The organism is Azospirillum canadense (genome assembly GCF_025961225.1).
Classification (GTDB): Bacteria; Pseudomonadota; Alphaproteobacteria; order Azospirillales; family Azospirillaceae; genus Azospirillum; species Azospirillum canadense.
Genome location: NZ_JAOQNG010000002.1, coordinates 26,632 through 46,227 on the forward strand (window position 1 = coordinate 26,632; position 19,596 = coordinate 46,227).

Annotated in this window: 16 protein-coding genes; 9 read left to right on the plus strand and 7 right to left on the minus strand. The window is 70.0% G+C overall.

Features of this window, described 5'->3' with window-relative positions:
• Positions 1-91: 91 nt before the first annotated feature.
• Genes M2351_RS14885 through M2351_RS14895 form a run of 3 tightly spaced genes read left to right on the plus strand, consistent with a single transcriptional unit; the run spans position 92 to position 4,479 of the window.
• Positions 92-913, plus strand: a complete 822-nt coding sequence (locus M2351_RS14885; RefSeq protein WP_264656896.1) for an efflux RND transporter periplasmic adaptor subunit — start codon at positions 92-94, stop codon at positions 911-913.
• Positions 903-2,276, plus strand: coding sequence for an efflux RND transporter periplasmic adaptor subunit (locus M2351_RS14890; protein ID WP_264656897.1), 1,374 nt, complete (start codon positions 903-905; stop codon positions 2,274-2,276). The genes M2351_RS14885 and M2351_RS14890 overlap by 11 nt, the downstream gene beginning before the upstream one ends.
• Positions 2,277-2,280: 4 nt before the next feature.
• The gene (locus tag M2351_RS14895) at positions 2,281-4,479 is read left to right on the plus strand and encodes an HlyD family efflux transporter periplasmic adaptor subunit (protein WP_264656898.1); all 2,199 of its coding nucleotides are present in this window, start codon (positions 2,281-2,283) and stop codon (positions 4,477-4,479) included.
• A gap of 103 nt (positions 4,480-4,582) precedes the next feature.
• On the opposite strand, the gene M2351_RS14900 is transcribed toward M2351_RS14895, so the two are convergent.
• The gene (locus tag M2351_RS14900) at positions 4,583-6,745 is read right to left on the minus strand and encodes a mechanosensitive ion channel domain-containing protein (RefSeq protein ID WP_264656899.1); all 2,163 of its coding nucleotides are present in this window, start codon (positions 6,743-6,745) and stop codon (positions 4,583-4,585) included.
• Positions 6,746-7,015: 270 nt separating this feature from the next.
• On the opposite strand from M2351_RS14900, the gene M2351_RS14905 reads away from it, so the two are divergent.
• A complete protein-coding gene (locus M2351_RS14905; protein WP_264656900.1) occupies positions 7,016-7,402 on the plus strand; it encodes a hypothetical protein in 387 nt (128 codons plus the stop codon).
• Positions 7,403-7,406: 4 nt separating this feature from the next.
• Here M2351_RS14905 and M2351_RS14910 read toward each other — a convergent pair whose 3' ends face one another.
• The gene (locus M2351_RS14910) at positions 7,407-7,691 is read right to left on the minus strand and encodes a hypothetical protein (RefSeq protein ID WP_264656901.1); all 285 of its coding nucleotides are present in this window, start codon (positions 7,689-7,691) and stop codon (positions 7,407-7,409) included.
• Positions 7,692-7,945: 254 nt separating this feature from the next.
• Between M2351_RS14910 and M2351_RS14915 the strand changes: the two genes are divergently transcribed.
• On the plus strand, positions 7,946-8,314 hold the full coding sequence (locus M2351_RS14915) for a hypothetical protein (protein WP_264656902.1): 369 nt from the start codon (positions 7,946-7,948) through the stop codon (positions 8,312-8,314).
• A gap of 207 nt (positions 8,315-8,521) precedes the next feature.
• Positions 8,522-10,807, plus strand: a complete 2,286-nt coding sequence (locus tag M2351_RS14920) for a SulP family inorganic anion transporter (protein WP_264656903.1) — start codon at positions 8,522-8,524, stop codon at positions 10,805-10,807.
• A gap of 10 nt (positions 10,808-10,817) precedes the next feature.
• On the opposite strand, the gene M2351_RS14925 is transcribed toward M2351_RS14920, so the two are convergent.
• The 5 genes from M2351_RS14925 to M2351_RS14945 form a co-directional block, all read right to left on the minus strand.
• On the minus strand, positions 10,818-12,491 hold the full coding sequence (locus tag M2351_RS14925) for a GNAT family N-acetyltransferase (protein ID WP_264656904.1): 1,674 nt from the start codon (positions 12,489-12,491) through the stop codon (positions 10,818-10,820).
• Positions 12,492-12,515: 24 nt separating this feature from the next.
• On the minus strand, positions 12,516-14,672 hold the full coding sequence (locus M2351_RS14930) for a methyl-accepting chemotaxis protein (RefSeq protein ID WP_264656905.1): 2,157 nt from the start codon (positions 14,670-14,672) through the stop codon (positions 12,516-12,518).
• An 82-nt stretch (positions 14,673-14,754) separates the two neighbouring features.
• Positions 14,755-15,762, minus strand: a complete 1,008-nt coding sequence (gene dctP, locus M2351_RS14935) for a TRAP transporter substrate-binding protein DctP (protein ID WP_264656906.1) — start codon at positions 15,760-15,762, stop codon at positions 14,755-14,757.
• Positions 15,763-15,984: 222 nt separating this feature from the next.
• Positions 15,985-16,821 carry a hypothetical protein gene (locus tag M2351_RS14940; protein ID WP_264656907.1) on the minus strand — a complete coding sequence of 279 codons (837 nt, stop codon included), beginning with the start codon at positions 16,819-16,821 and terminating at the stop codon, positions 15,985-15,987.
• 97 nt (positions 16,822-16,918) lie between these two features.
• The gene (locus M2351_RS14945; protein WP_264656908.1) at positions 16,919-17,275 is read right to left on the minus strand and encodes a Lin0512 family protein; all 357 of its coding nucleotides are present in this window, start codon (positions 17,273-17,275) and stop codon (positions 16,919-16,921) included.
• Positions 17,276-17,780: 505 nt separating this feature from the next.
• Between M2351_RS14945 and M2351_RS14950 the strand changes: the two genes are divergently transcribed.
• From M2351_RS14950 to M2351_RS14960, 3 genes are all read left to right on the plus strand, one after another.
• Positions 17,781-18,275 carry a septal ring lytic transglycosylase RlpA family protein gene (locus M2351_RS14950; RefSeq protein WP_264656909.1) on the plus strand — a complete coding sequence of 165 codons (495 nt, stop codon included), beginning with the start codon at positions 17,781-17,783 and terminating at the stop codon, positions 18,273-18,275.
• A gap of 51 nt (positions 18,276-18,326) precedes the next feature.
• On the plus strand, positions 18,327-18,734 hold the full coding sequence (locus tag M2351_RS14955; protein ID WP_264656910.1) for a hypothetical protein: 408 nt from the start codon (positions 18,327-18,329) through the stop codon (positions 18,732-18,734).
• A 121-nt stretch (positions 18,735-18,855) separates the two neighbouring features.
• A complete protein-coding gene (locus M2351_RS14960; protein WP_264656911.1) occupies positions 18,856-19,434 on the plus strand; it encodes a hypothetical protein in 579 nt (192 codons plus the stop codon).
• The last annotated feature ends 162 nt before the right edge of the window (positions 19,435-19,596 follow it).

Consider the following 19,596-nt stretch of genomic DNA (forward strand, 5'->3'; position numbering starts at 1 on the left):
ATGGGTTGGCTGAAACAAAGAAGCGTATCGATCCAATGCGGGTGCAACGATCGTTGCGTTTCCGCAGTGATCGGTGCAGAAAGACTCGGCCATGATCCGTCGTCTTCGCTCCATCCGCGTCGCCGCCGCGCTGTTCGTCGCGCTGGTTCCCGCTCCGTTGCTCGCCGCCCCGTTGGTTGCCGCGCCGGACTCGCCTCCGCCCGCCACGCCGCCTGCTGCCGTCGATGGTGGGGTGCGCGCGCTGATCGAGGCGCGCCAGCACGCGGTGCTGTCCAGCGAGATCGCCGGCCGCATCGCCCGCCTCTCGGTGGAGCCGGGCCAAGCCTTCAAGGCGGGGCAGACGCTGGTCGCCTTCGATTGCAGCCACTACCAGGCCACGCTGGACGCGGCCCGTGCGAACGCGCGCGCGGCCGACGTCACCGTCCGGCAGAGCCGGCGGCTGGAGCAGCTGAAGTCCATCGGCGGGGCCGAGGTCGAGATGGCCGAGGTCAAGGCCGAAGCCGCGCGGGCCGAGCAGCGCCGGGCGGAGATCGAGGTGCGCCGCTGCGAGATCAAAGCGCCCTACGACGGCCGCGCGGTGGAACAGCGCATCCGGGAGCAGGAATCGGTGCCCGCCGGCACCCCGCTGCTGGAGATCGTGTCCGACCAGGACCTGCGGGTGGAGCTGATCGTCCCGTCCTCCTGGCTGGTTTGGCTGAAGCCCGGCCAACGGTTCGAGCTGCGCATCGACGAGACGGGCGAGCAGCTGGGCGGCGAGGTTGCGCTGATCGGCGCGCGCGTCGATCCGGTCAGCCAGTCGCTGAAGGTGATGGGGAAGCTGCTGCCGCAGAAAGGGGCCCCGCCCAATCTGGTTGCTGGGATGAGCGGCACCGCCCGCTTCACGCCGCCGGGGGAGGTCACCGTTGCCCGATGACGTCAACCTTCGTGCCGCCGAAGCCGCGCAGCCGCTGAACGGCCTGCTGCTGCTGCTGAACCTGCACCAGGAGGCGCGGCAGGCGCAAACGGCGGAGGCGCTGCGCTTCCTGATGGTCAACCAGACGCGGCGGCTGGTGGTCTACCGCCAAGCCGTGTTCCTGGCGCTGGCACCGACCGGCAAGGCCCGGCTGGAGGCCGTGTCCAACGTCGCCGTACCGGAGCGCGACGCCCCCTTCACCCGTTGGTTGGAGGCGGTCGGCGCCGCGGTCGCCACCAGTGCCGACGCGCGCGCGCCGCACCTCGTCTCCCCCGCCGACCTGCCGCCGTCGCTGTCGCGGGAGTGGGGCAACTGGGGACCGGCGCAGGCGCTGTGGCTGCCGCTGCCGGGGCCGGACGGCTCGCTGACCGCCGCGCTGTGGATCGCCCGCGACGACGTCTGGACCGACGGCGAGCAGCTGTTGCTGGAGCAGCTGGCCGGCGGCTATGGCCACGCCTGGTGGGCGCTGACCCGCGGCGGACGGCGGTCCCGGCTGCCGTTGCGTCCGGCGCTGATGGCCTTGTTGGCTGTGGCGCTGCTCGGTGGGGCGCTGTCCATCCCCGTGCCGCAATCGACGCTTGCCCCGGCGGAGGTGGCGCCGCGCGACCCGCTGATCGTCAGCGCGCCGCTGGAGGGCGTCATCGAGCGCTTCCACGTCCAGCCGAACGAGGCGGTCACCGCCGGGCAGCCGCTGTTCAGCTTCGAATCCACCGTGCTGCGCAGCCGGTTCGAGGTGGCGCGCAAGGCCCTGACCTCGGCGGAGGCCGAGCTTCTGACCGCCGCCCAGGGCGCCTTCGCCGACCCGCAGAGCAAGGCGCGGGTGGCGCAGCTGAAAGCCCAGGTGGAGCTGCGCCGGGCCGAGCTGGCCTTCGCCCGCGACCTGCTGGACCGCGTCACCGTGAAGGCGGACCGCGCGGGCATCGCGGTCTTCACCGACGTCAACGACTGGCTGGGCAAGCCGGTGGCGGTGGGCGAGCGCATCCTGACGCTCGCCGACCCGCAGGCGGCGGAGATCGACATCCACGTGCCGGTCGGCGACGCCCAGCTGCTGGAGGAAGGGGCGGACGTCAGCCTGTTCCTGAACGTCGATCCGTTGCGCCCGCTGCACGGTCGGGTGGTGCACGCCAGCTACGAGCCGGGGATGACCACCTCCGGCATCCTGGCCTACCGGGTGCGCGCGGAGCTGGCCGCCGCTGCCGCGGGGGAGCCGACGCCGCGCATCGGGCTGCGCGGGACCGCCAAGATCGAGGGCGGGCGGGTGCCGCTGGCGCTCTACCTCTTCCGCCGCCCGTTGGCCGCGCTGCGGCAGGCCGTGGGGATCTAGGGCCATGGGCGCCGCCGTTCTCGGCACGCTGGGGGGCACGCCGGGGGGCGTTGCGGGGCTATCGGCCACTCCGGCGGATCCGATGGACGCGGTCCGGCTGCCGCCGCTGCGCGACGACCTGCACCTGCTGCCCGGCCCGCCGGGGCCGGACGGGTCGCCCTGCTGGACCATCCACGACCCGGTGCGCAACCGCTATTTCCGCATCGGCCACGCCGCTTTCGAGATCATCGCGCGCTGGCACCTGTGCGCCCCCCGCGCCATCGCCGCCGCGGTGGTGGAGGAGACGGTGCTGGAGCCGGACGCCGACGACGTCTACGAGCTGTACCGCTTCCTGTCGGCCAACAACCTGACGCAGACCGTCGACACCGACTATCTGGCGAAGCAGGTGGCGATGCGGCGGACGTCCTGGTGGATGTGGCTGCTGCACAACTACCTGTTCTTCCGCATCCCTCTGGTCCGCCCGGACGCCTTCCTGAACGCCACGGTGCGCTTCGTCGCGCCCTTCTACAGCGCCGCCTGGCGCTGGGCGGTGGTGGGGGCCGGTCTGCTCGGCCTCGTGCTGGCGATGCGGCAGTGGGACGCCTTCCGGCACACCTTCCTGCATTTCTTCAGCCTGGAGGGCATGGCGCTCTACGGCGTCACGCTGGTGGTGACCAAGACGCTGCACGAACTGGGGCACGCCTACACGGCCAAGCGCTACGGCTGCCGGGTGCCGACCATGGGGGTGGCCTTCCTGGTGATGTGGCCGGTGCTCTACACCGACACCAGCGACGCCTGGAAGCTGGTGTCGCGCCGCGCCCGGCTGGGCATCGCGTCGGCCGGCATCCTGGCGGAGTTGGGGCTGGCCGCCTTCGCGACGCTGGCGTGGAGCTTCCTGCCCGACGGCGCGCTGCGCAGCGCCGCCTTCTTCGTGGCGACGGTCAGCTGGGTCACGACGCTGACCATCAACCTCAGCCCCTTCATGCGCTTCGACGGCTATTACCTGCTGGCCGACGCGCTGGACGTGCCAAATCTGCAGGACCGCGCCTTCGCGCTGGCCCGCTGGCGGCTGCGCGAATGGCTGTTCGGGCTGGGGGAGGAGGTGCCGGAGCGCTTTGCCCCCTGGATGCACCGGACGCTGCTGGTCTACGCCTTCGCCACCTGGATCTACCGTCTGGTCCTGTTCCTCGGCATCGCGGCGCTGGTTTACCACGTCTTCATCAAGGTGCTGGGCATCCTTCTGTTCGCGGTGGAAATCGGCTGGTTCCTGATGCGTCCGCTCTTCAAGGAAGTCGTCGCCTGGTGGAAGCTCCGCCACGGCATGGGCCTGAACCGCAACACGCTGGCGACGCTGTGCGGCCTCGGCGGGCTGCTCTGGCTCGCCCTGACGCCGGTCACCGGATCGGTGGCGGTGCCCGCGGTGTGGCGGGCCGACGCCTTTTCTACGCTGTTCGCGCCGGTGCCGGCCCGCATGGCGGAGGTGCTGGTCGAACCGGGCCGGCGTGTGGCAGTCGGCGACCTGCTGTTCCGGTTGGAGGCACCGGAGGTTGAAAACAAGCTGGCGCAGTCGGATTTGCGCATCGCCGTGGCGCAGGAACGCATCGACCGGCTGTCCGCCGCCCGCGAAGGGCTCGACCGCATCCGCGTGATGGAGGAGGACCTTTCCGCCGCGCTGGCGGAACGGCAGGGGCTGCTCGACAGCAAGGCGCGGCTGGAGGTGCGGGCGCCGATGGCCGGGACGGTGGTGGACGTCGCCGACGGGCTGCGCCCGGGCCGCTGGGTCAACCCGAAGCTGCCGCTCGCCCAACTGGTCGGCGACGGCGCCGGCGAGTTCGTGGGATATGTGGCGGAAGAGGACTTGGCGCGGGTGGCGCCGGGCGCCGTCGCGCGCTTCCATCCCGACGACCCGCTGCGCCCGCGCGTCGAGGCGCGCGTCACCGCCGTGGACCGGGTGGGGGCCGCGGCGCTGGACGTGCCGGCGCTGGCCTCGCTCAACGGTGGGCCGGTCGCGGTGGAGGGCCAGCCGGGCGTGCCGACCACCCGCCAGAACCTGGCGCCGGTCGACGCCGTCTACCGCGTGACGCTGGCCCCGCTGGACCCGGCGCAGGCCGGCCCCGCCCACCAGGCGCGCGGCGTCGCCCGCGTGGACGCCGAGGCGCGCAGCCTCCTCGGCCGCTTCTGGCGCACGGCGCTGGCGGTGCTGATCCGCGAGGCGGGATTCTGAGTCTATTCACCACCCCGATTTTCACCACCAAGGCACCAAGGCACCAAGAATCCACACCGCGCCGGCCGCGAGGATTCTTGGTGCCTTGGTGGTGAATCCCCCCTCAGTCCGCGCCGCCGTTGCCCTTTGCGCCGCCCATCGCGCCCTCCAGCGCCTGGGCAGCGGCAAAGCCGATGGCTTGGCTGCGGGCGGACGGGTCGTCCACATGCACCACCACGCCGCGCCCGACCAGGCTGATCCCGTTGTCGCGGAAGGCGCGGATCAGGCGGTGGTAGGCCTCGCGCCGGATGACGAACTGCTCGTCGGGCTTGGCGGTGAACTTGACGCCGATGATCACCGCGTCGTCCTCCACCCGGCGCACGCCCTGGGACTTCAGCCCCTCGATGAAGCTTGGGCCCATCTCCGGGTCGTCGGCCAGCTCCTTGCCGATGGTCTTCACGATCTTCTTCACCACCGCCATGTCGGTGTCCGGCGGAACGCGGAATTCCAGCCGCATCAGCGCCCAGTCGCGGCTGTAGTTGGTCAGCGCCTTGATCTGGCCGAAGGGCAGGGTGTGCACCGCCCCGCGGTGGTGGCGCAGCTTCAGGGAGCGCAGGGAGATGCCCTCCACCGTGCCGCGCAGCTGCCCAACCTCCACATAGTCGCCCATGTGGAAGGCGTCCTCCAATAGGTAGAAGACGCCGGCCAGGATGTCGGCGATGGTCGATTGCGCGCCAAGGCCGATGGCGATGCCGACCACGCCCGCGCCGGCCAGCAGCGGCCCGATCTCGATGCCGACCGACGACAGCATGATCATGGCGACCACGGTGATCAGCACGATCTGCAGGAACTTGCGCAACAGCGGCAACAGCGTCGCCATGCGCTGCGCGCGGGAATTGCCGCTGTCCTGGCGTGCGCCCTCCAGCGCGCGGTCGATGGCGCGGACGACCAGCGTCCAGGCGACGTAGCCGAGGAGAAGGACGACGCTGACGTTGACAGCCAAGCGCAGTAGGATGCCGCCGAAGCCCGTCGCCTTTTCCACCCGGAAGCCCCAGATCGCCGCCGTGGCGAACAGCCCGACCAGGAACAGCGCCGTCCATACCGCCCGCATTACCCGCGTGACGGTGGCCTTGCCCGCCTCCGTCTCCTCCCCGCGGTAGAAACGGGCGAGCGGGCGCTGGACGATCAGGGCGACCGCCGGCACGGCCAAGGCGGCCAGCAGGCTGATCAGCATGCGCGGGCCCGTCCCCGGCTCCAGCCGCACGGCCGAGGCTGCCACGACCAGCCAGAGGCCGATGAGGTAGACGGTTGCGGCCACCGGCCACAGGCCGAGCGCCGGGCTGGCGGCCGGATCAATGGACAGCGGCCCGGCCAGCGCCAGCGCGACCGCGTTGCGGCCCCGCCACACCCGGTGCAGCAGGTAGATGAAGGGGATGGTGCTGGCCGGCAGCCCGATCGCGACGATGGCGTCGCCCCCTACCCCCAGCGCCATCAGCAGGTCGACCAGCCCCAGCACGCCCGCTGCCAGCGTCACCGTGACCATGGCCGTGCGGTGCAGCGCGCGTGCCGCGGTGGTGTCCAGCGGCAAGAGGCGGAGCGCCGGCTGGTCCGGCGCGCAGAGGAAGCGGACCAGCCGGTCGACCAGAAGGACGGTGACCGAGGCCTGGAGCACCGCCAGCAGGATGGCCGGTGCCGCGGGGTGCCGCGGGTGCAGGGCGGCGTAGGCGATCAGCGCGCCCACCACATAGGCCGCCACCCCGACGAGCCCGAGGCTGAGCCGCAGGACCGCCGCGATCACCGGGGCGGCGTGCGCGGCCTCCACCCGTTCCCGCGTGCGGGCCAGTGCGCGGTTGGTCGCCAGCAGGGCGGTGGTTCCCGCGGCGATCAGGACCGACAGGCCGGTCAGCAGGCGCCAGGGGTCGACGGGGACGTCCCGGCCGTTCGGCCGTTCGAACGCGTTCATCACGATGACCGGCAGGCGGGGGTAGGTGGCCGCCACCGCCTCCAGCCGGTCGGCGTAGACCTCCAGATCGGTGCGGCGCGTTGCCGCCGGATCGGCCCGCTGCTCAACGGCCGGCGTCGTTCCGGCTGGCGCCTGGGCCAGGACGGGGGAGGGGGCGGACAGCAGCAGCGCCAGAAGGATCGCAGCGATGGATGCCGGAACGCGCCGGGTCCAGCGGAGAAGCGCGAGACCAGAAGTCCATCCCCCGAAAGATTCGGAAATAACGGACTGTCCGGCCGGCGCGACTCCTGGCCCGCCGACCACCGAAGATCGCCGCCGGTCCAATCGTTTTTCCGCTGTTTGCTGGGGGCGTTCTTGCACAGTCATTGCAAACAGTGCGAATCGCCAAGACGCGGGAGGAAGTACGTTACCGTTGCGTACCGCCGGTCGGGCTTGCGGGCGTGCGCATACGGCGGCGGGCATACGGCGTCTGTTACAGCAACGCCGAAGCGGCCCCGCCTGAACCAACCCCGCCCGAACCAACCCAAGGCCCGCCCGTTGTATGATTGTTGCATTCGGTGCGGAACAACCGGGTGCCGATCAAGGAGGAAACCCGTGTCACCCCACACATTCCAGCCTATTTCAAGGGTCATCCGCCCGGCTTGGGGCGTTCCAGCCCGGATCGCCGTCCCGTTGGCGGCCGTTGCAGCGCTGTTCGTGGCAAACGCGGCGTGGGCGCAGGACGCCCCGCTGGCGACGCTGCCACCCAAATGCGCCCAGACCGCGACGGCGAAGCTGGAAGCCATGGGGCTCGCCAACGTGGTGAAAAGCGGCATGCACTCGGAAATCCGCAGCGGCGTCAGCATCGTGTCCGGCTATCGCGCGCGCTATTACAACCCGAATTGCGGCGGCTACATCGTCATGAACATGACGCCCAACTGCGAGATCGAGCAGACCTACACCACCGGCCAATGCCGGATGAACGGCATGAGCCACTGGTGAGGGATCATCGGCGCCCGGCCGGTTCGGTCGCCGCGTCGATGTCCAGCAGTTCCCGCAGCAGATCGCGTTCCAGCTCGGCGACCAAGCGCCGGTAGTCGCGCGCGCAGGCGCCCGCCTGCGGTGCGTCGGCGCATTCCCATCTTGTGCGTTCCCATAGGGCGTGCGCGGCGAGCGCGTCCCCGTAATCGGCGGACAGCGCCTGCAATCGCGCGTTCTCGGCCATCTGGTCGAGGATCAGGTCCTTGAAGGCCGGAAACCGCAGGATGAGAAGCTGCAGGGTGCTGTCCATCGGCATCGTTCCCGCGGAGGCGCTCCCGACGGAATGGCAAGGGCGTTGCCACGGGGATTGCCGAACCAGCTATCGCACAGCGCGCGCGGGATGACGCGTACTTTACCGTAACACGCCCGTTGGACACTTCACGCAGGGCGCGTGGGCGTGCAGCCTGTGGTGGGAAGGTTTCCGCCCCGGACCATTCTTTGTCGCCATTCTTCGGCGCCATTCTTCGTCGATGGATCCGCGGAGTCGAACACGGGAGAGGTGCCATGCGCGTTGTGCTTTCCCTGGCCTTAGCGGCCATGCTGGCCGCGGGGCTGTTGGGCGCCGGTCCGGCGCAGGCCCAGTTCGGGCTGTTCCTCGGCAATCGCGGCAGTTTTCAGCTGACCGACGAGGATTGGCAGCTGTTCCGCGACGCCGTGGTGAAGGCCTTGCAGCCGGCGAAGGCCGGCAACCGGGCCGAATGGCAAAACCCCAAGACCAACATGCGCGGCGATGTGGTCGTCGAGAAAACCTTGCAGAAGGAGGGCGCACCGTGCGCCCGCCTGCGCGCCCGCTTCATCCGCACGGAGGAGCAGACGCGGCGCCTGACCTTCTGCCGCGACGCCGGCGGGCAGTGGGCCATCGCCCCGGGATGAACACACACAAGTATTCCGCCGTCTCTTTCGGGTGCGCCCAACATACGGTGGAATGACGATGATGTAACGTTGTGGCGCTCTTTCCAGAAGTCCCAGTTGAGGGGCGTTTCTGGGGCATCGTCCGACCGGCGAGTTGCTGGAAATGGATTGGAATCGCGGTTAAGGTGTGATGCCTTTCGCGATTTCAATTCGGTTGGGGTGACTCAGGTGACGGTCGGCAGCACAGGCGCCAACAACGCCAGCAACACGGGCGAGAGCAACAGGGTGGATCGGTGGCGCGGCGAGGCCCTGGGCGGGCTGGCGGGCGCTCTGTTCGTCATGCCGGCGGTGCTGGGCTGTGGCGTCATCGTGTTCCAGCCGCTGGGATCCGCTTTCCAGTCGCTCGGAATCCAGGCGGCCTTCGGCGCGACCATCGCGGCGGCCCTGTTCCGCGGCCTGCTGCCGGGCGGAAGCCTGCACGTCAACGCGCCGCGGGCGACCCAGGCTGCCCTGCTCGGCGGGCTGCTCGTCCAGGGGACCCAAGCGGCGGCGGCCGGCGGCTACACGATTCCGGCGGCGGTCCTGGTCGCCATTCCCGTGCTGGCGCTGATGGTGGCGGCTCTGCTCCAACTCCTGCTCGGCGTCCTGCGGATGGGCGACGTCCTGAAATTCATTCCGCAGCCGGTCGTGGCCGGCTTCGTCAACGGATTCGCGCTGGTCATCCTGCTGCAGCAGCTTCCCAACCTGCTGGGCCTGCCGGACGGGGCGGGCACCTGGGCCGCCGTCACCGGGGCGGCGCCCGTGAACCCCTGGGCGCTCGGCTTCGGCCTGCTCGCCGTGGCGGGTGTCTGGTTCATGGGGGAGAAGCGGTCGCGGGTGATCCCCGGCCCGTTGATCGGCCTGATCATCGGGACCATCGCCTATCAAGCGCTGGCTGGGATCATGGAGCCCAATGCGATGGAATTGGGCGCGCTGGGCGCGACGGTGAAGGCGCCGCCGGCCGGCATGCCCTTCGTCTTCGCCGTGCCGGGCCTGACGGACCTCGCGACCCATCGGGTGTTCGCGGACCTGTGGCCGTCGCTGCTCGTCACCGGGCTGACGCTGGGCGTGGTGTCGTCCATCCAGTCGCTGCTGAGCGCTGCAGCGGCCGACGCCCTGCTGCGCGTCCGCCACGACAGCAGCCGGGAGCTGCTGGCCCAAGGCGGGGCCAACCTGTTGGGGGCGCTGGGCGGCGGCACGGTGACCGGCGGGTCGCCGCTCTACACCCGCGTGGCCATCCACAACGGCGCCCGGTCGGACCGCGCGAACCTGTTCCTGGGGCTGGTGCTGCTGGGGGCGGCCATGGGGCTGGGGCCGGTGCTGGAGATGGTGCCCGTGTCGGTGATGGCCGGCGTGGTCGTCGTCGCGGTCCTGCGGCCGGACGACTGGACGATGCAGATCGTCACGCTGCTGCTGCGCCGCCGGGCGGGTGCCGCGCGGGCGGAGTTGCTGCAGACCCTGTTCATCGTCGTCGTCGTGGCCGTCCTGGTCGCGGCGGTGGACGTGCTGGCAGCGTTGGCCGTGGGCATGGCGCTGAGCGTCATGGTCTATCTGCGCCGCGCCGCGGTGTCGGTGGTGCGCCGTTCCTACCACGGCGACCGGGTGCATTCGATGACCGGCCGGTCGGGGACCGACATGGACCTGCTGGAGCGGCACGGCCGGGCCATCGCGGTGATGGAACTGCACGGCCCGGTGTTCTTCGGGTCGGCCGACAATCTGGCGCGGGCGGCGGAAACCCTGAACGCCGGCGGCGAGACGCTGATCCTCGACCTCGCCCGGGTGAACGATGTGGAGAGCACGGGCGTGCTGATCCTGCGCCGCCTGGACGAACGGCTGGCGCGCGAGGGCAAGACCCTGCTTCTGTCCGGCCTGGGCGCGGGGCGGTCCTTGCGCGCCCTGCTGCGCGACATGGGCTTCGACCGGCCGGAGGCGGAGGGGCGCGTCTACGGCGACCTGGACACCGCGCTGTCCGCGGCGGAGGACCGCCTTCTCGCCCGGTTGTCTGGCGCTGGGGTCGCCGATGGCGAGGTGGAGATGCCGCTGTGCGACCACCCCAGCCTGGAGGGCCTGACCCAGGCGCAGTTCGACCTGCTGTCGCTGACCACCCGCCGCCTGACCTTCGCCCCCGGCGAGCGGATCCTGAGCGAGGGCAGCACCCAAAACAGTCAGTATTTCCTGGTGAAGGGCCGCGTGCGGGTGGAGAAGCGCTCGCCCGACGGCGGGCACAGCGTGCGGCTGGGCAGCATCTGCGCCGGCGCGCTGTTCGGCGAGATGGCGATGCTGACCGGCAAGCCGCGCTCCGCCGACGTGGTGGCGGACAGCGCGGTGGTCTGCCACGAGCTGGCGGCGGAGGATGTGGCGATGCTGGACAGCCTGGACCCGTCCATCTCCTTCATCCTGGTCCGCAACATCGCCCGCGAGGTGACCGTGAAGATCGGCCGCATGTCGCGCGCCGCCACGTTGAGCGAGGCGTGAGGGCAGGCGGTTACGCGACCGCCTCTGCCTCCGCCGTTTCCTCGACCCGCTCGCCTTTGCGGCGGCGGGCGGGGTGGCCGGGTTGGGGGAAGAACTTGCGGCGTTCCACCCGTGCGCGCTCCACCGTCTCCTTGGCTTCGACGACGTAGTCGAGCAGGCTGCGGCCGAAATCGGAGGCCACCTGGATGTCGTCACGGCGGACGGTGACGCCGTTCAGGTACTGAAGGCGCAGCGCGTCGCAGCCGTCCACCTCGAACAGCAGGCCGGCGAAGAAGAAGCCGAAGCTCTCGAACCCCTTGCACAGCACGGCCGTCATCGGGTCGGACAGGGGAAGCTCCAGATAGACGCAGGCGTAGCCGTGGCGGCACAGCTCCCGCAGCTCGTCCTGCACCCGCTTCAGCACGTCCGCGCCGAAGCGGCGCAGCGTCAGGAAGGCGCGCCCGACGTCCGGGCGGGCGGCAACGTCCAGCACCGCGACTTGGTCCTGGAGGGAGCGCAGCGACAGCTCCGGCGCGGGGGGCTGCACCGACCGGTTCATGCCGCCGCGCCGGACGATGGCGTCCATGATGGCCTGATGCCGTTCCGGGGCGTAAATGACCCGCGCAGGCTCGTCGTTGGTGCGCAGATAGAACAAAATGGCGGAACGGCGGTCGGGCGCCTGGCCGTCGCTGATCTTGCGGAAAACCTGGGTCGCCGGGGTGAAGCCCAGCAGGAAGCCGGTCTCAAACCCGCCCAGCGCCAGGTTGCCGCGCTGGGTGAAGGTGTGGACGGCCACCGCCTCGCTGTAGAGGCCGAACATCGCGTTTTGCCGGGCCAGTTCGCCCATGCCTTCCTTCATCCGCTCGAACAGGCGGCGGCCGCGGTAGCGCGGGTCGACGGCGGCCATGGCCGTTTCGCCGGTGGTGCTGTCCGGCCCGTGGCGCAGCATTGCGAGATGGCCGACCACCTCCGCGCCCTCGTTCACGGCGACGTAGGAGACGAGGCGCCCGCTGGCCAGCATCTCGACTATCCGTTCCGGGTAGTAAACAAACTCTGATCCGTAGGTGTAGCCGTAGGAGCGGTACATCAGCCGCGACAGCGACGGCGCGTCGGCCGGTTCCAGCAGCCGCAGCTCGACCTCATCCTCCGCGCGGGGCGGCTCCCCGTTGGCGCAGCATCCTTCAACGCGGCATTCGTCGGAATCCGGAGCCAACGGTTCCGCCGCACGGGCGTGGAGCGTGCGCGCCACCTCCAGCCGCTTTCCGCCGCGTCCCAGATTGCGGAAGGCCACGGCGTGGGCGAGGTCGCTCGGCAGGAAGGTGCTGATCCCGCCGGCCGGCAAGCCCTTGTCCTCGATGGCAAAGACGATCTGGCCGCCGCGGTGCAGAAGCTCGGCCGTGTATTCGCCCTCCTCGCCCGGGTCGAAGGCGGTGCGGACGACGTGCAGCGCCACCTCGCTCACCAACTCGCCGAGCGGAGTCAGTTCGTCGGGGGAGTCCACCCAGGGGCGCGCGGCGTCCGCCATGAAGGTTTGCAGCGCCGGCACGACGTCGGCGCTGGCCGGGACGGTGACGCGGACCAGCAGGCGGCCGTCGGGCAGGCGACCGTCGGGCAGGCGACCGTCCGTTTGGCCGTTCCCGCGTGGATCCTGGGAAGCCGGGGTCTGGGCCGGGGTCTGGGCCGGGGACTGGGTGGTCGCGGACACGGCGGTGGGCTCCTTTGGCTGGCGTCAGGCCGAGCGGATGTTCTGGATGAAGCGGACGACCTCGGTGCGCAGATGGTCGGCCTCCCCGTGCAGGCGGGTCGCAGTGTTCAGCGCGGTGTGGGCGATGTCGCCCGTCTCCGTGGCCGCGTGCGACACGTCGTCGATGGTGCGCGACACCGACTGGGTGCCGTCCGCCGCCTCCTGCGCGTGACGGGCGATGTCCTCGGTGGCGGCGTGCTGCTGCTCCACGGCGACCGCGATGGTCGCGGTGATCTCGCTCATCCGGCCGATGGTGCCGGCGATGCCGCGGATGGAGGCGACGCAGCGCTCCGTCACCGTCTGCATCTGGTCGACCTGGCTCTGGATGTCCTCCGTCGCCTTGGCGGTCTGGTTGGCGAGTGCCTTCACCTCATTCGCCACGACGGCGAAGCCCTTGCCCGCCTCGCCGGCGCGCGCCGCCTCGATCGTCGCGTTCAGCGCGAGCAGGTTGGTCTGGCTGGCGATGGAGTTGATCAGTTCCACCACCTGGTCGATCCGGCCGGCCGCCTCGGTCAAGCCGGAGATGGACTCGTTGGTGGCGTCCGCCTCGCGCACCGCAGTGCCGGCGATCTGCGAGGACTCGGCGATGTGGCGGCTGATCTCCTCGATGGAAGCGGACATCTCCTCCGCGGCGGAGGCGACCGACGACACCCGGTCCGAGGCGGAGGTGGACGCCCCGGCGACGCTGATGGTCTGGCGCTTGGTCTGCTCGGCGTTAGCCGACAGGGCCTGCGCGTCGTGCCGCATGCGCGCGGTGGCGGCGAGCACCGATTCGATCACGGAGTTGACGCTGGATTCGAGCTGGTTGGCGAGGTCCTGGCGGGCCTGCCGCTTGCTTTGCTCGGCGCGGCGGCTGGCGGCCTCCTGCTCCTGCTTCAGGCGTTCGACCTCCTGGGCATTGGCGCGGAAGACCTCCAGCGTGCGGGCCATGGCGCCGATCTCGTCGCGGCGGCCCAGCGCCGGGATGCGCAGGTCGAGCCGGCCGCCGGCTAGTTCCTCCATCGCGCCGCGCAGCCGGTCGAGAAGGCGGATGTTGCGGTTGACCAGGAACAGGCCGGACAGCAGCCCAAGCGCCAGGGCGCCCGCCACCAGCGCGCCGATCACCGTCAGGCCGGTGGAGATGGCCCCGTCGACCTGTTTGGCGGCGACGGCGGCGTTCTCCTCGTTGGCGGCGGCCAGCGCGCCGGCCTGCTCGCTGAGCCTTCCGACCTGCACGAACAGGCTCTCCTGCGCGGCCGTGGCGGCGCCGATGGCGGCGATCTCGGCCGAGCGCAGGGCGAAGATGCCCTCCGCCCCGCGGCCGAACGCGACGACGGCCTGGGCCATCTGGCGCGGCGTCTCGTCGGACAGGATGTTGGCCAGGAAGTCCCCGGAGAATTCCACGCGCTTGGCCGCAGCGGCGAACTGCTTCTCCTGCTCCGCGACCTGGGCGGCGTCGGTCGCCGCGTCGGCCTTGCCCAGCAGGGTGACGGCCAGGTTCACGTCGCTGATGATGTCCGACAGCGCCTGGCGCACCGGCAGGTCCTTCGACACCAGGGTCAGCACCAGCATGGACAGGCCGTTGGCGTCGGTGGGCAGGTCCATGGTGACGCCCTGGATGCTGAGCGTCAGGTTGCGCACCATCGGCTGGAACCGGCCGAGGAAGGCGGTGTGGGCGGCGCCCAGCGCCTTCATCTGGCCGCTGCGGCGGGCGCTGGCGGCGAGGCGTCGCCGCACCTCCCCGTCCAGCCGGCCAACGGCGCCGTCGGCGTCCTTCAGCATGCCCGCCATCCGGTCCGCCAGGGCGGCGTCGGCGCTCAGCGCCGACAGCTTGGCAAGTTCGCTCTTCAGGCCGGCGCTGCGGCGGGCGAAAAGGTCCACCGCGGCGCCGCGGGCCCGGTCGTCGGCCGCTGCCGCCAGCGACCGCGCGGCGTCCTCCAGCCCGCCGCTGGCGTCGGCCAGCTTCAGGGCGCCGACCGCCAGGGGGAAGTCGCGCTCGTGCACCTGGCTGAAGAGCGCGGCGATGCGCAGTTGGGTCAGCCCTGCGCCGCCGCCGATGGCGGCCACGGCGAGGAACATGGCCGCGAAGGCGCCGATCAGCTTGGTCTTGAGGCTGAGCCCCGTCAGGGATTGGTCGTTCCTGGAATGGAGGGCGGTGTCCATGGCGCGTGATCCCTCGATGGATGCGGCTGGCGTGCGCGGGGCGGGGGCTCTCGGTCGGGCTTTCCGGATCAGGGCTTCCGGATTAGGGCTTCTCGGCGGCGGCGATGGCTTTGCGCGCGGCGTCCAGCAGGGCCTTGCCGTCCTGCCCCTGGTCCGCCATGCCGCCGATCCAGTCGGCGTAGACCTCTTCCAGTTCCTCGCGGATGTCGGCCATCTGGGCGGGGTCGAAGCGGAGCACGGCGTGGCGGCCGTCGCCGGCGAGCCTGCGCTTCACCTCCTCCTCGGCCTGGTCGCGCTCCTCGGCGATGGCGAGAGAGACGGTCTTGCCGAGGTGCTTGTCGATTGCCGCGCGCACTGGCGCCGGCAGGGCGTCGAAGGTGGCGCGCTTCATCGCCAGCATCACGACCGGGCCGGAGAAGGGGATGTCCAGCAGGTTCTTCAACTGGCCCATCACGGGCTGCCCGTCGGCCCCCGCCGTGGTGGTGGAGGAGTACCAGCCGTAGGAGATGCCGTCGATCAGACCATCCTTCAGGCCGGTGCCCATGAAGTTCAACGGCAGGGCCACCGGGACCATGCCCAGCTTCGCCATGGCGCGGCCCACCGTCTTGCTGGGGTTGCGCACGCGCAGGCCCCGCAGGTCGCGCGGCGAGCCCAGCGGGCGCTGGGCGGTGAAGATGCCGTAGGCGGGCAGCGCCCACAGCCCGACCACCTTCAGCCCCGCGTAGTCGCGGTCGAGCTTGCCCGATTCATAAAGCTCCCACAGCGCCCTGGTCCCGCCGACTGCGGTGCGGCGGACCAGTGGAAGCTCCATCACCGAACTGGCGGAGAAGCGGGCCGGGCTGTAGCCCTGGACGGTGTAGGCGATCTCGATGTCGCCGTTGTCCACCAGCTTCAGCAGCTCCGTCGGCTTGCCGAACTCCCCGGCGGTGCGGATGTCGATGATGACGGCACCGGCTTCGGCTGCGGCCGTCTCCGCTTCGATCCGGCGGCAGGCCTCCACCAGCATCAGGTAGGTGGAGGTGGTCGGCGAAAAGACGGTGCCGAAGCGGAGCGTGCTTTGCGCTGACGCTGGGAAAGGCTGCGCGAGCAAGACAACGGCAGCGCATACCAGAGTACTCAATATGCATACCGCAGTATTCGCGATCCTCGACAAGGACATCATGGCGTTCTCCGCTGCGCATCCTTTCAGGATGTATGACACAGAGGAAGTTCGCGCGCCACCGGCAATATTGTTGCTTAAAACGTGAAGGGTTCAGGGTGCGGCATGTTGTCTCTTGTCGCCGTTTGTTATCTTGGAGACGTCGTTACCGAGTCAAAAGGCGCGCAGGCTCGTCGACGAGACGGTGTGCCAGTTCGGGTCGGCCTGGGCCAGCATCGCCCGGATGTGGTCGATGTGCACTTGGCCGTACAGGATCAGGATGTTGCGGCCGGGCTCGTCCCGGATCGCCTTCACGACCTTGTCCTCGCGCAGGGTGGTAAGGGCCGGCGGCAGCATGTCCCGCACCATGGTTCCGGATGCGGTGGTGGCGAGCATGATCCGCACGCCCGCCTGCACCCGCCGCTGCGCCCAGCCGGGCAGGGCGGCGAACTGCTGCCGGACCTGGGCGAGGTCGACGGTGTCCTCCTCCCCGTCGTCGCCGTCGGCGCCCGCGGGCTCCTCCGGCGGCAAGGCGGCCAGCAGCTGGGACAGGGTGACGTCCACGTTGCGTACGTCCGGCCCCGGCGGGCCGAGCAGGGCGCGGTTGTCCTGCAGGACCAGCCCGGCGCCGATGACGCCGGCCATCATCTCGTAGGGATGCTGCTTGCTGTCCGGGTTCCAGTTGGCGCCGAGCCGGCGCAGCACGTCCGCGACCCCGCTGGGGGAACTGCCCTCGTCCGGCCGCACCTCCTCGTAGAAGACCAGCCAACCCTCGCGGCGGCGCTCCGCAACGTGGGAGGCGATCTCCCGGTAGAAGTCCGGCTTGGCGACGTGGACCATGCCCTGCATCTCCACCTGCCTCTTGCCGTCGCTGACGACGAGGCGGGAGAGCCGGAGGGGCACGTGGTCGGCGATCACCGGCAGGGCGGCGACCACCCCGGTTGCGAGGACGACGAGCCCACCGGCGAGGATGCCAACGGCGACGAGGAAGGATCGGAGTGCGCGCTTCATGGCCGCGACGCTGGCACGAAACGGCCGGGCCCGGCAACCACGGGAGAGCGGGTGATCCCAAAGAGGCGGTGCCGGGCGCGTCCCTTCCCCAAGCCGCTCAGAGGCCCACCTCCACCGCGGCGTTGACGATGTAGATCATCTCGCTGCGGTCGTTCTTGTCGGCCAGGAAGATGCCGCTGGGCGCCAGCATGCCGCCCGGCATGACCTCGATGGTCACCTCGCCGTAGGGGAACACCGCGCGGACGGCCTCCTGGTCCAGCGACTCGGCGTCGGCGGGGACGGCGAGGCGGACGTGCACGCGCATCTTGCTGGTGTCGCCGTTCACCAGCGTGCGAATGCCGGGCATGGAGTTGCGCTCGATGGCGTTGCGCACCGCGCGGACCGCCGCCTTGGTGACGTCCTGCCCATGCAGATCCGCCTCCATTCCCAATTCGACGAACATCACCTGCTTCATGGTTCCCTTGCCCCTCCGGCCGCGTTGCTGTCCGCCGGGTCATATGTGGAGTGGAGACGGGGGCTTCACCGTCGGGAGGACGGCTTTTTCAAAAGGCGGAAAGCGGAATAGCCGATCGCGGCCAGATCGCGGCCACGGTGCCGGCATGGGCCACGCCAACATGGGCTGAGCTGTCCGGGCCCCACTGCCGCGGATTCTTTTTCAGGACGCTTATTGATGACGCAAGTAAAACTCGAAAATGCGCTCATTCATCCCAAGAAAAAGCGTTGCTTATTGATTAAGGCGCAATCCTGTCACAGGTGAACAATCGATTCGCCGGTTGACACCATGCGGCAAATCCGTAACCGTTGCGCCAGAACAACAACGGAGGAGAAAAAGAGTGCGCCATGGGTGCATCGCGCTCGCATTTTGCGCTGTTACTGCCAGCGCATGTTCTTCAAGCGCTGAGATTGCTAAAGTCCGTTCTTTCGAACCGGCGCAGCCGGAATTGAATGCTTCGTCGGAATTGACTGGTTCGAAAGTCGAACCGGTTCTTATCCATAAGGGTAAGGCGTCCTATTACGCGGATTCTTTCGACGGACGGCGTACCGCTTCCGGAGAGCGCTTCAGCCAGCGCAAGCTGACCGCCGCCTCGCGCACGTTGCCGCTGGGCAGCCGCGTCCTGGTCACCAACGCCGACAACGGCCGCAGCGTCGAGGTCGTCATCAACGACCGCGGTCCCTACGTCAAAGGGCGGGTGATCGACCTGTCGAAGAAGGCCGCCCGCGAACTGGGCATGATCGAGGACGGCGTGGTCAACGTGCGCGTCGAGGCCCGTGCGGAGCCGACGCCGGTGTTCCCGCGCAACCGCCGCCCGCGCGACGAGGCGCCAACGCCGATGGTCGCGGAGCTTCCGCCGCTTCCAGAGGGCGACGAGTCGTCCCTTCCGGTCGCCGCCGATTTCCCCATCGATTTTCCGGAGCTGGGCGCCCCGGAGGACCGGCTGGCCGCGGCGCAGTAGCGCCGGCATCCGCCTCCGATCCTCCGCACAGCGTTCCACAACAGGTGAACCATGCTGAAACTCGTGATTCGCGACGCCGACCACGCGGCCGGCCTGTATCTGGCGCGCGTCGGCGCGGTGCGCGACCTGCTCGCCGAACTGCGTGCGCTGAAGGAAACATCCTCCGCCTCCCTGTTCCTGGAGGGGCTGGCGCAGCGCTGCCTGGCGCGCGGCTGGGACTTCACGCCAGCCGACCCGCTGGTGCGCGGCTGCACGTCGCGCCGGCACATTGTGGAGGTCCATCTGGATCCCGGCAATCCCGGCACGCCCTTCGTCGCCTTCTACGAACCGGGCGAGGACGGCATCCCCTGCCGTCGCCTGCACGACACGCTGGAAGGGCTGTCCAGCCGCCTGCGCCTGCCGGAAATCCGCGCACCACGGGCGTGGCCAATGGGGAATGGCCGCAGCCTCGCGGCGTGACCGAGGGTCTCCAGAACGGTAACGCAGCGTCGCAGAGCGCGCGCATCCCGCGGTATGACTTGCCTCCTCGCTTCCAATCCGCGAATATCCCTGCCGCAATTCGATTTGTGGGAGAGGGCGGATGCATCACCCGGAAGCGCTTGAGCCCATCGTCGCGTTCGTGCGCGGCATCGGCATGGGCGTCGAGTATGGCGAGGGCGCGCGCGACGGCTTCCTGCCGGGCGTGAACATCCATGCCGGCGTGATCCACATCGACCCCGACACCCTGCTGGCACCCGGCGACATCCTGCACGAGGCGGGGCACATCATCGTCGTGCCACGGCGCTACTGGCCGCGGCTCGGGCGCGACCTGCAGGCCGACATCGAGGCGCTGGTCGCGGAACAGAGCGGGCCGGGACAGACCCCGGACCCGCTGCTCGTCCGGGCGGCCCAACAAGGGGAGCAGATGGCCACGGCTTGGTCCTACGCCGTGGTCCATCACCTGGGGCTGCCGCAGGAATGCCTGTTCTTCCCCGGCTCCTACCGGGTCGGCCCATACGAGGGGGTGCACCCGTTCCAGGCCTGGATCGAGCAGGGCAGCCATTTCGGCCCGCTGTTCCTGGCCCAGGCCGACATGACCGGCTTTTCCGGCCTGTTCGCCTACATGGGCAGCAACGGCCTGCCCGCCTTCCCGCAGATGAGCCGCTGGACGGTGGATTGAGCGGGGGGATTTTGTTGGGGGCGTGAGTGGTCGCGTTGGGCCCCCCTCCCAACCTTGTATGTTGGAACAGCATTAGAGTGAAACCCGGCTGGCGCGCGGCCGCGCGCCAGCCGGGTTGACCGACCCCGTTACCAACCCGTCTTCAAAGCCGTGGGGGAGCTT

What these genes read in the sequence shown, in the direction of transcription:
- M2351_RS14945 (WP_264656908.1), bottom strand. Translation starts at nt 17,275, where the DNA reads ATGAAGCAGGTGATGTTCGTCGAATTGGGAATGGAGGCGGATCTGCAT.
- M2351_RS14955 (WP_264656910.1), top strand. Translation starts at nt 18,327, where the DNA reads ATGCTGAAACTCGTGATTCGCGACGCCGACCACGCGGCCGGCCTGTAT.
- M2351_RS14930 (WP_264656905.1), bottom strand. Translation starts at nt 14,672, where the DNA reads ATGGACACCGCCCTCCATTCCAGGAACGACCAATCCCTGACGGGGCTC.
- M2351_RS14910 (WP_264656901.1), bottom strand. Translation starts at nt 7,691, where the DNA reads ATGGACAGCACCCTGCAGCTTCTCATCCTGCGGTTTCCGGCCTTCAAG.
- M2351_RS14940 (WP_264656907.1), bottom strand. Translation starts at nt 16,821, where the DNA reads ATGAAGCGCGCACTCCGATCCTTCCTCGTCGCCGTTGGCATCCTCGCC.
- M2351_RS14960 (WP_264656911.1), top strand. Translation starts at nt 18,856, where the DNA reads ATGCATCACCCGGAAGCGCTTGAGCCCATCGTCGCGTTCGTGCGCGGC.
- M2351_RS14915 (WP_264656902.1), top strand. Translation starts at nt 7,946, where the DNA reads ATGCGCGTTGTGCTTTCCCTGGCCTTAGCGGCCATGCTGGCCGCGGGG.
- M2351_RS14895 (WP_264656898.1), top strand. Translation starts at nt 2,281, where the DNA reads ATGGGCGCCGCCGTTCTCGGCACGCTGGGGGGCACGCCGGGGGGCGTT.
- M2351_RS14885 (WP_264656896.1), top strand. Translation starts at nt 92, where the DNA reads ATGATCCGTCGTCTTCGCTCCATCCGCGTCGCCGCCGCGCTGTTCGTC.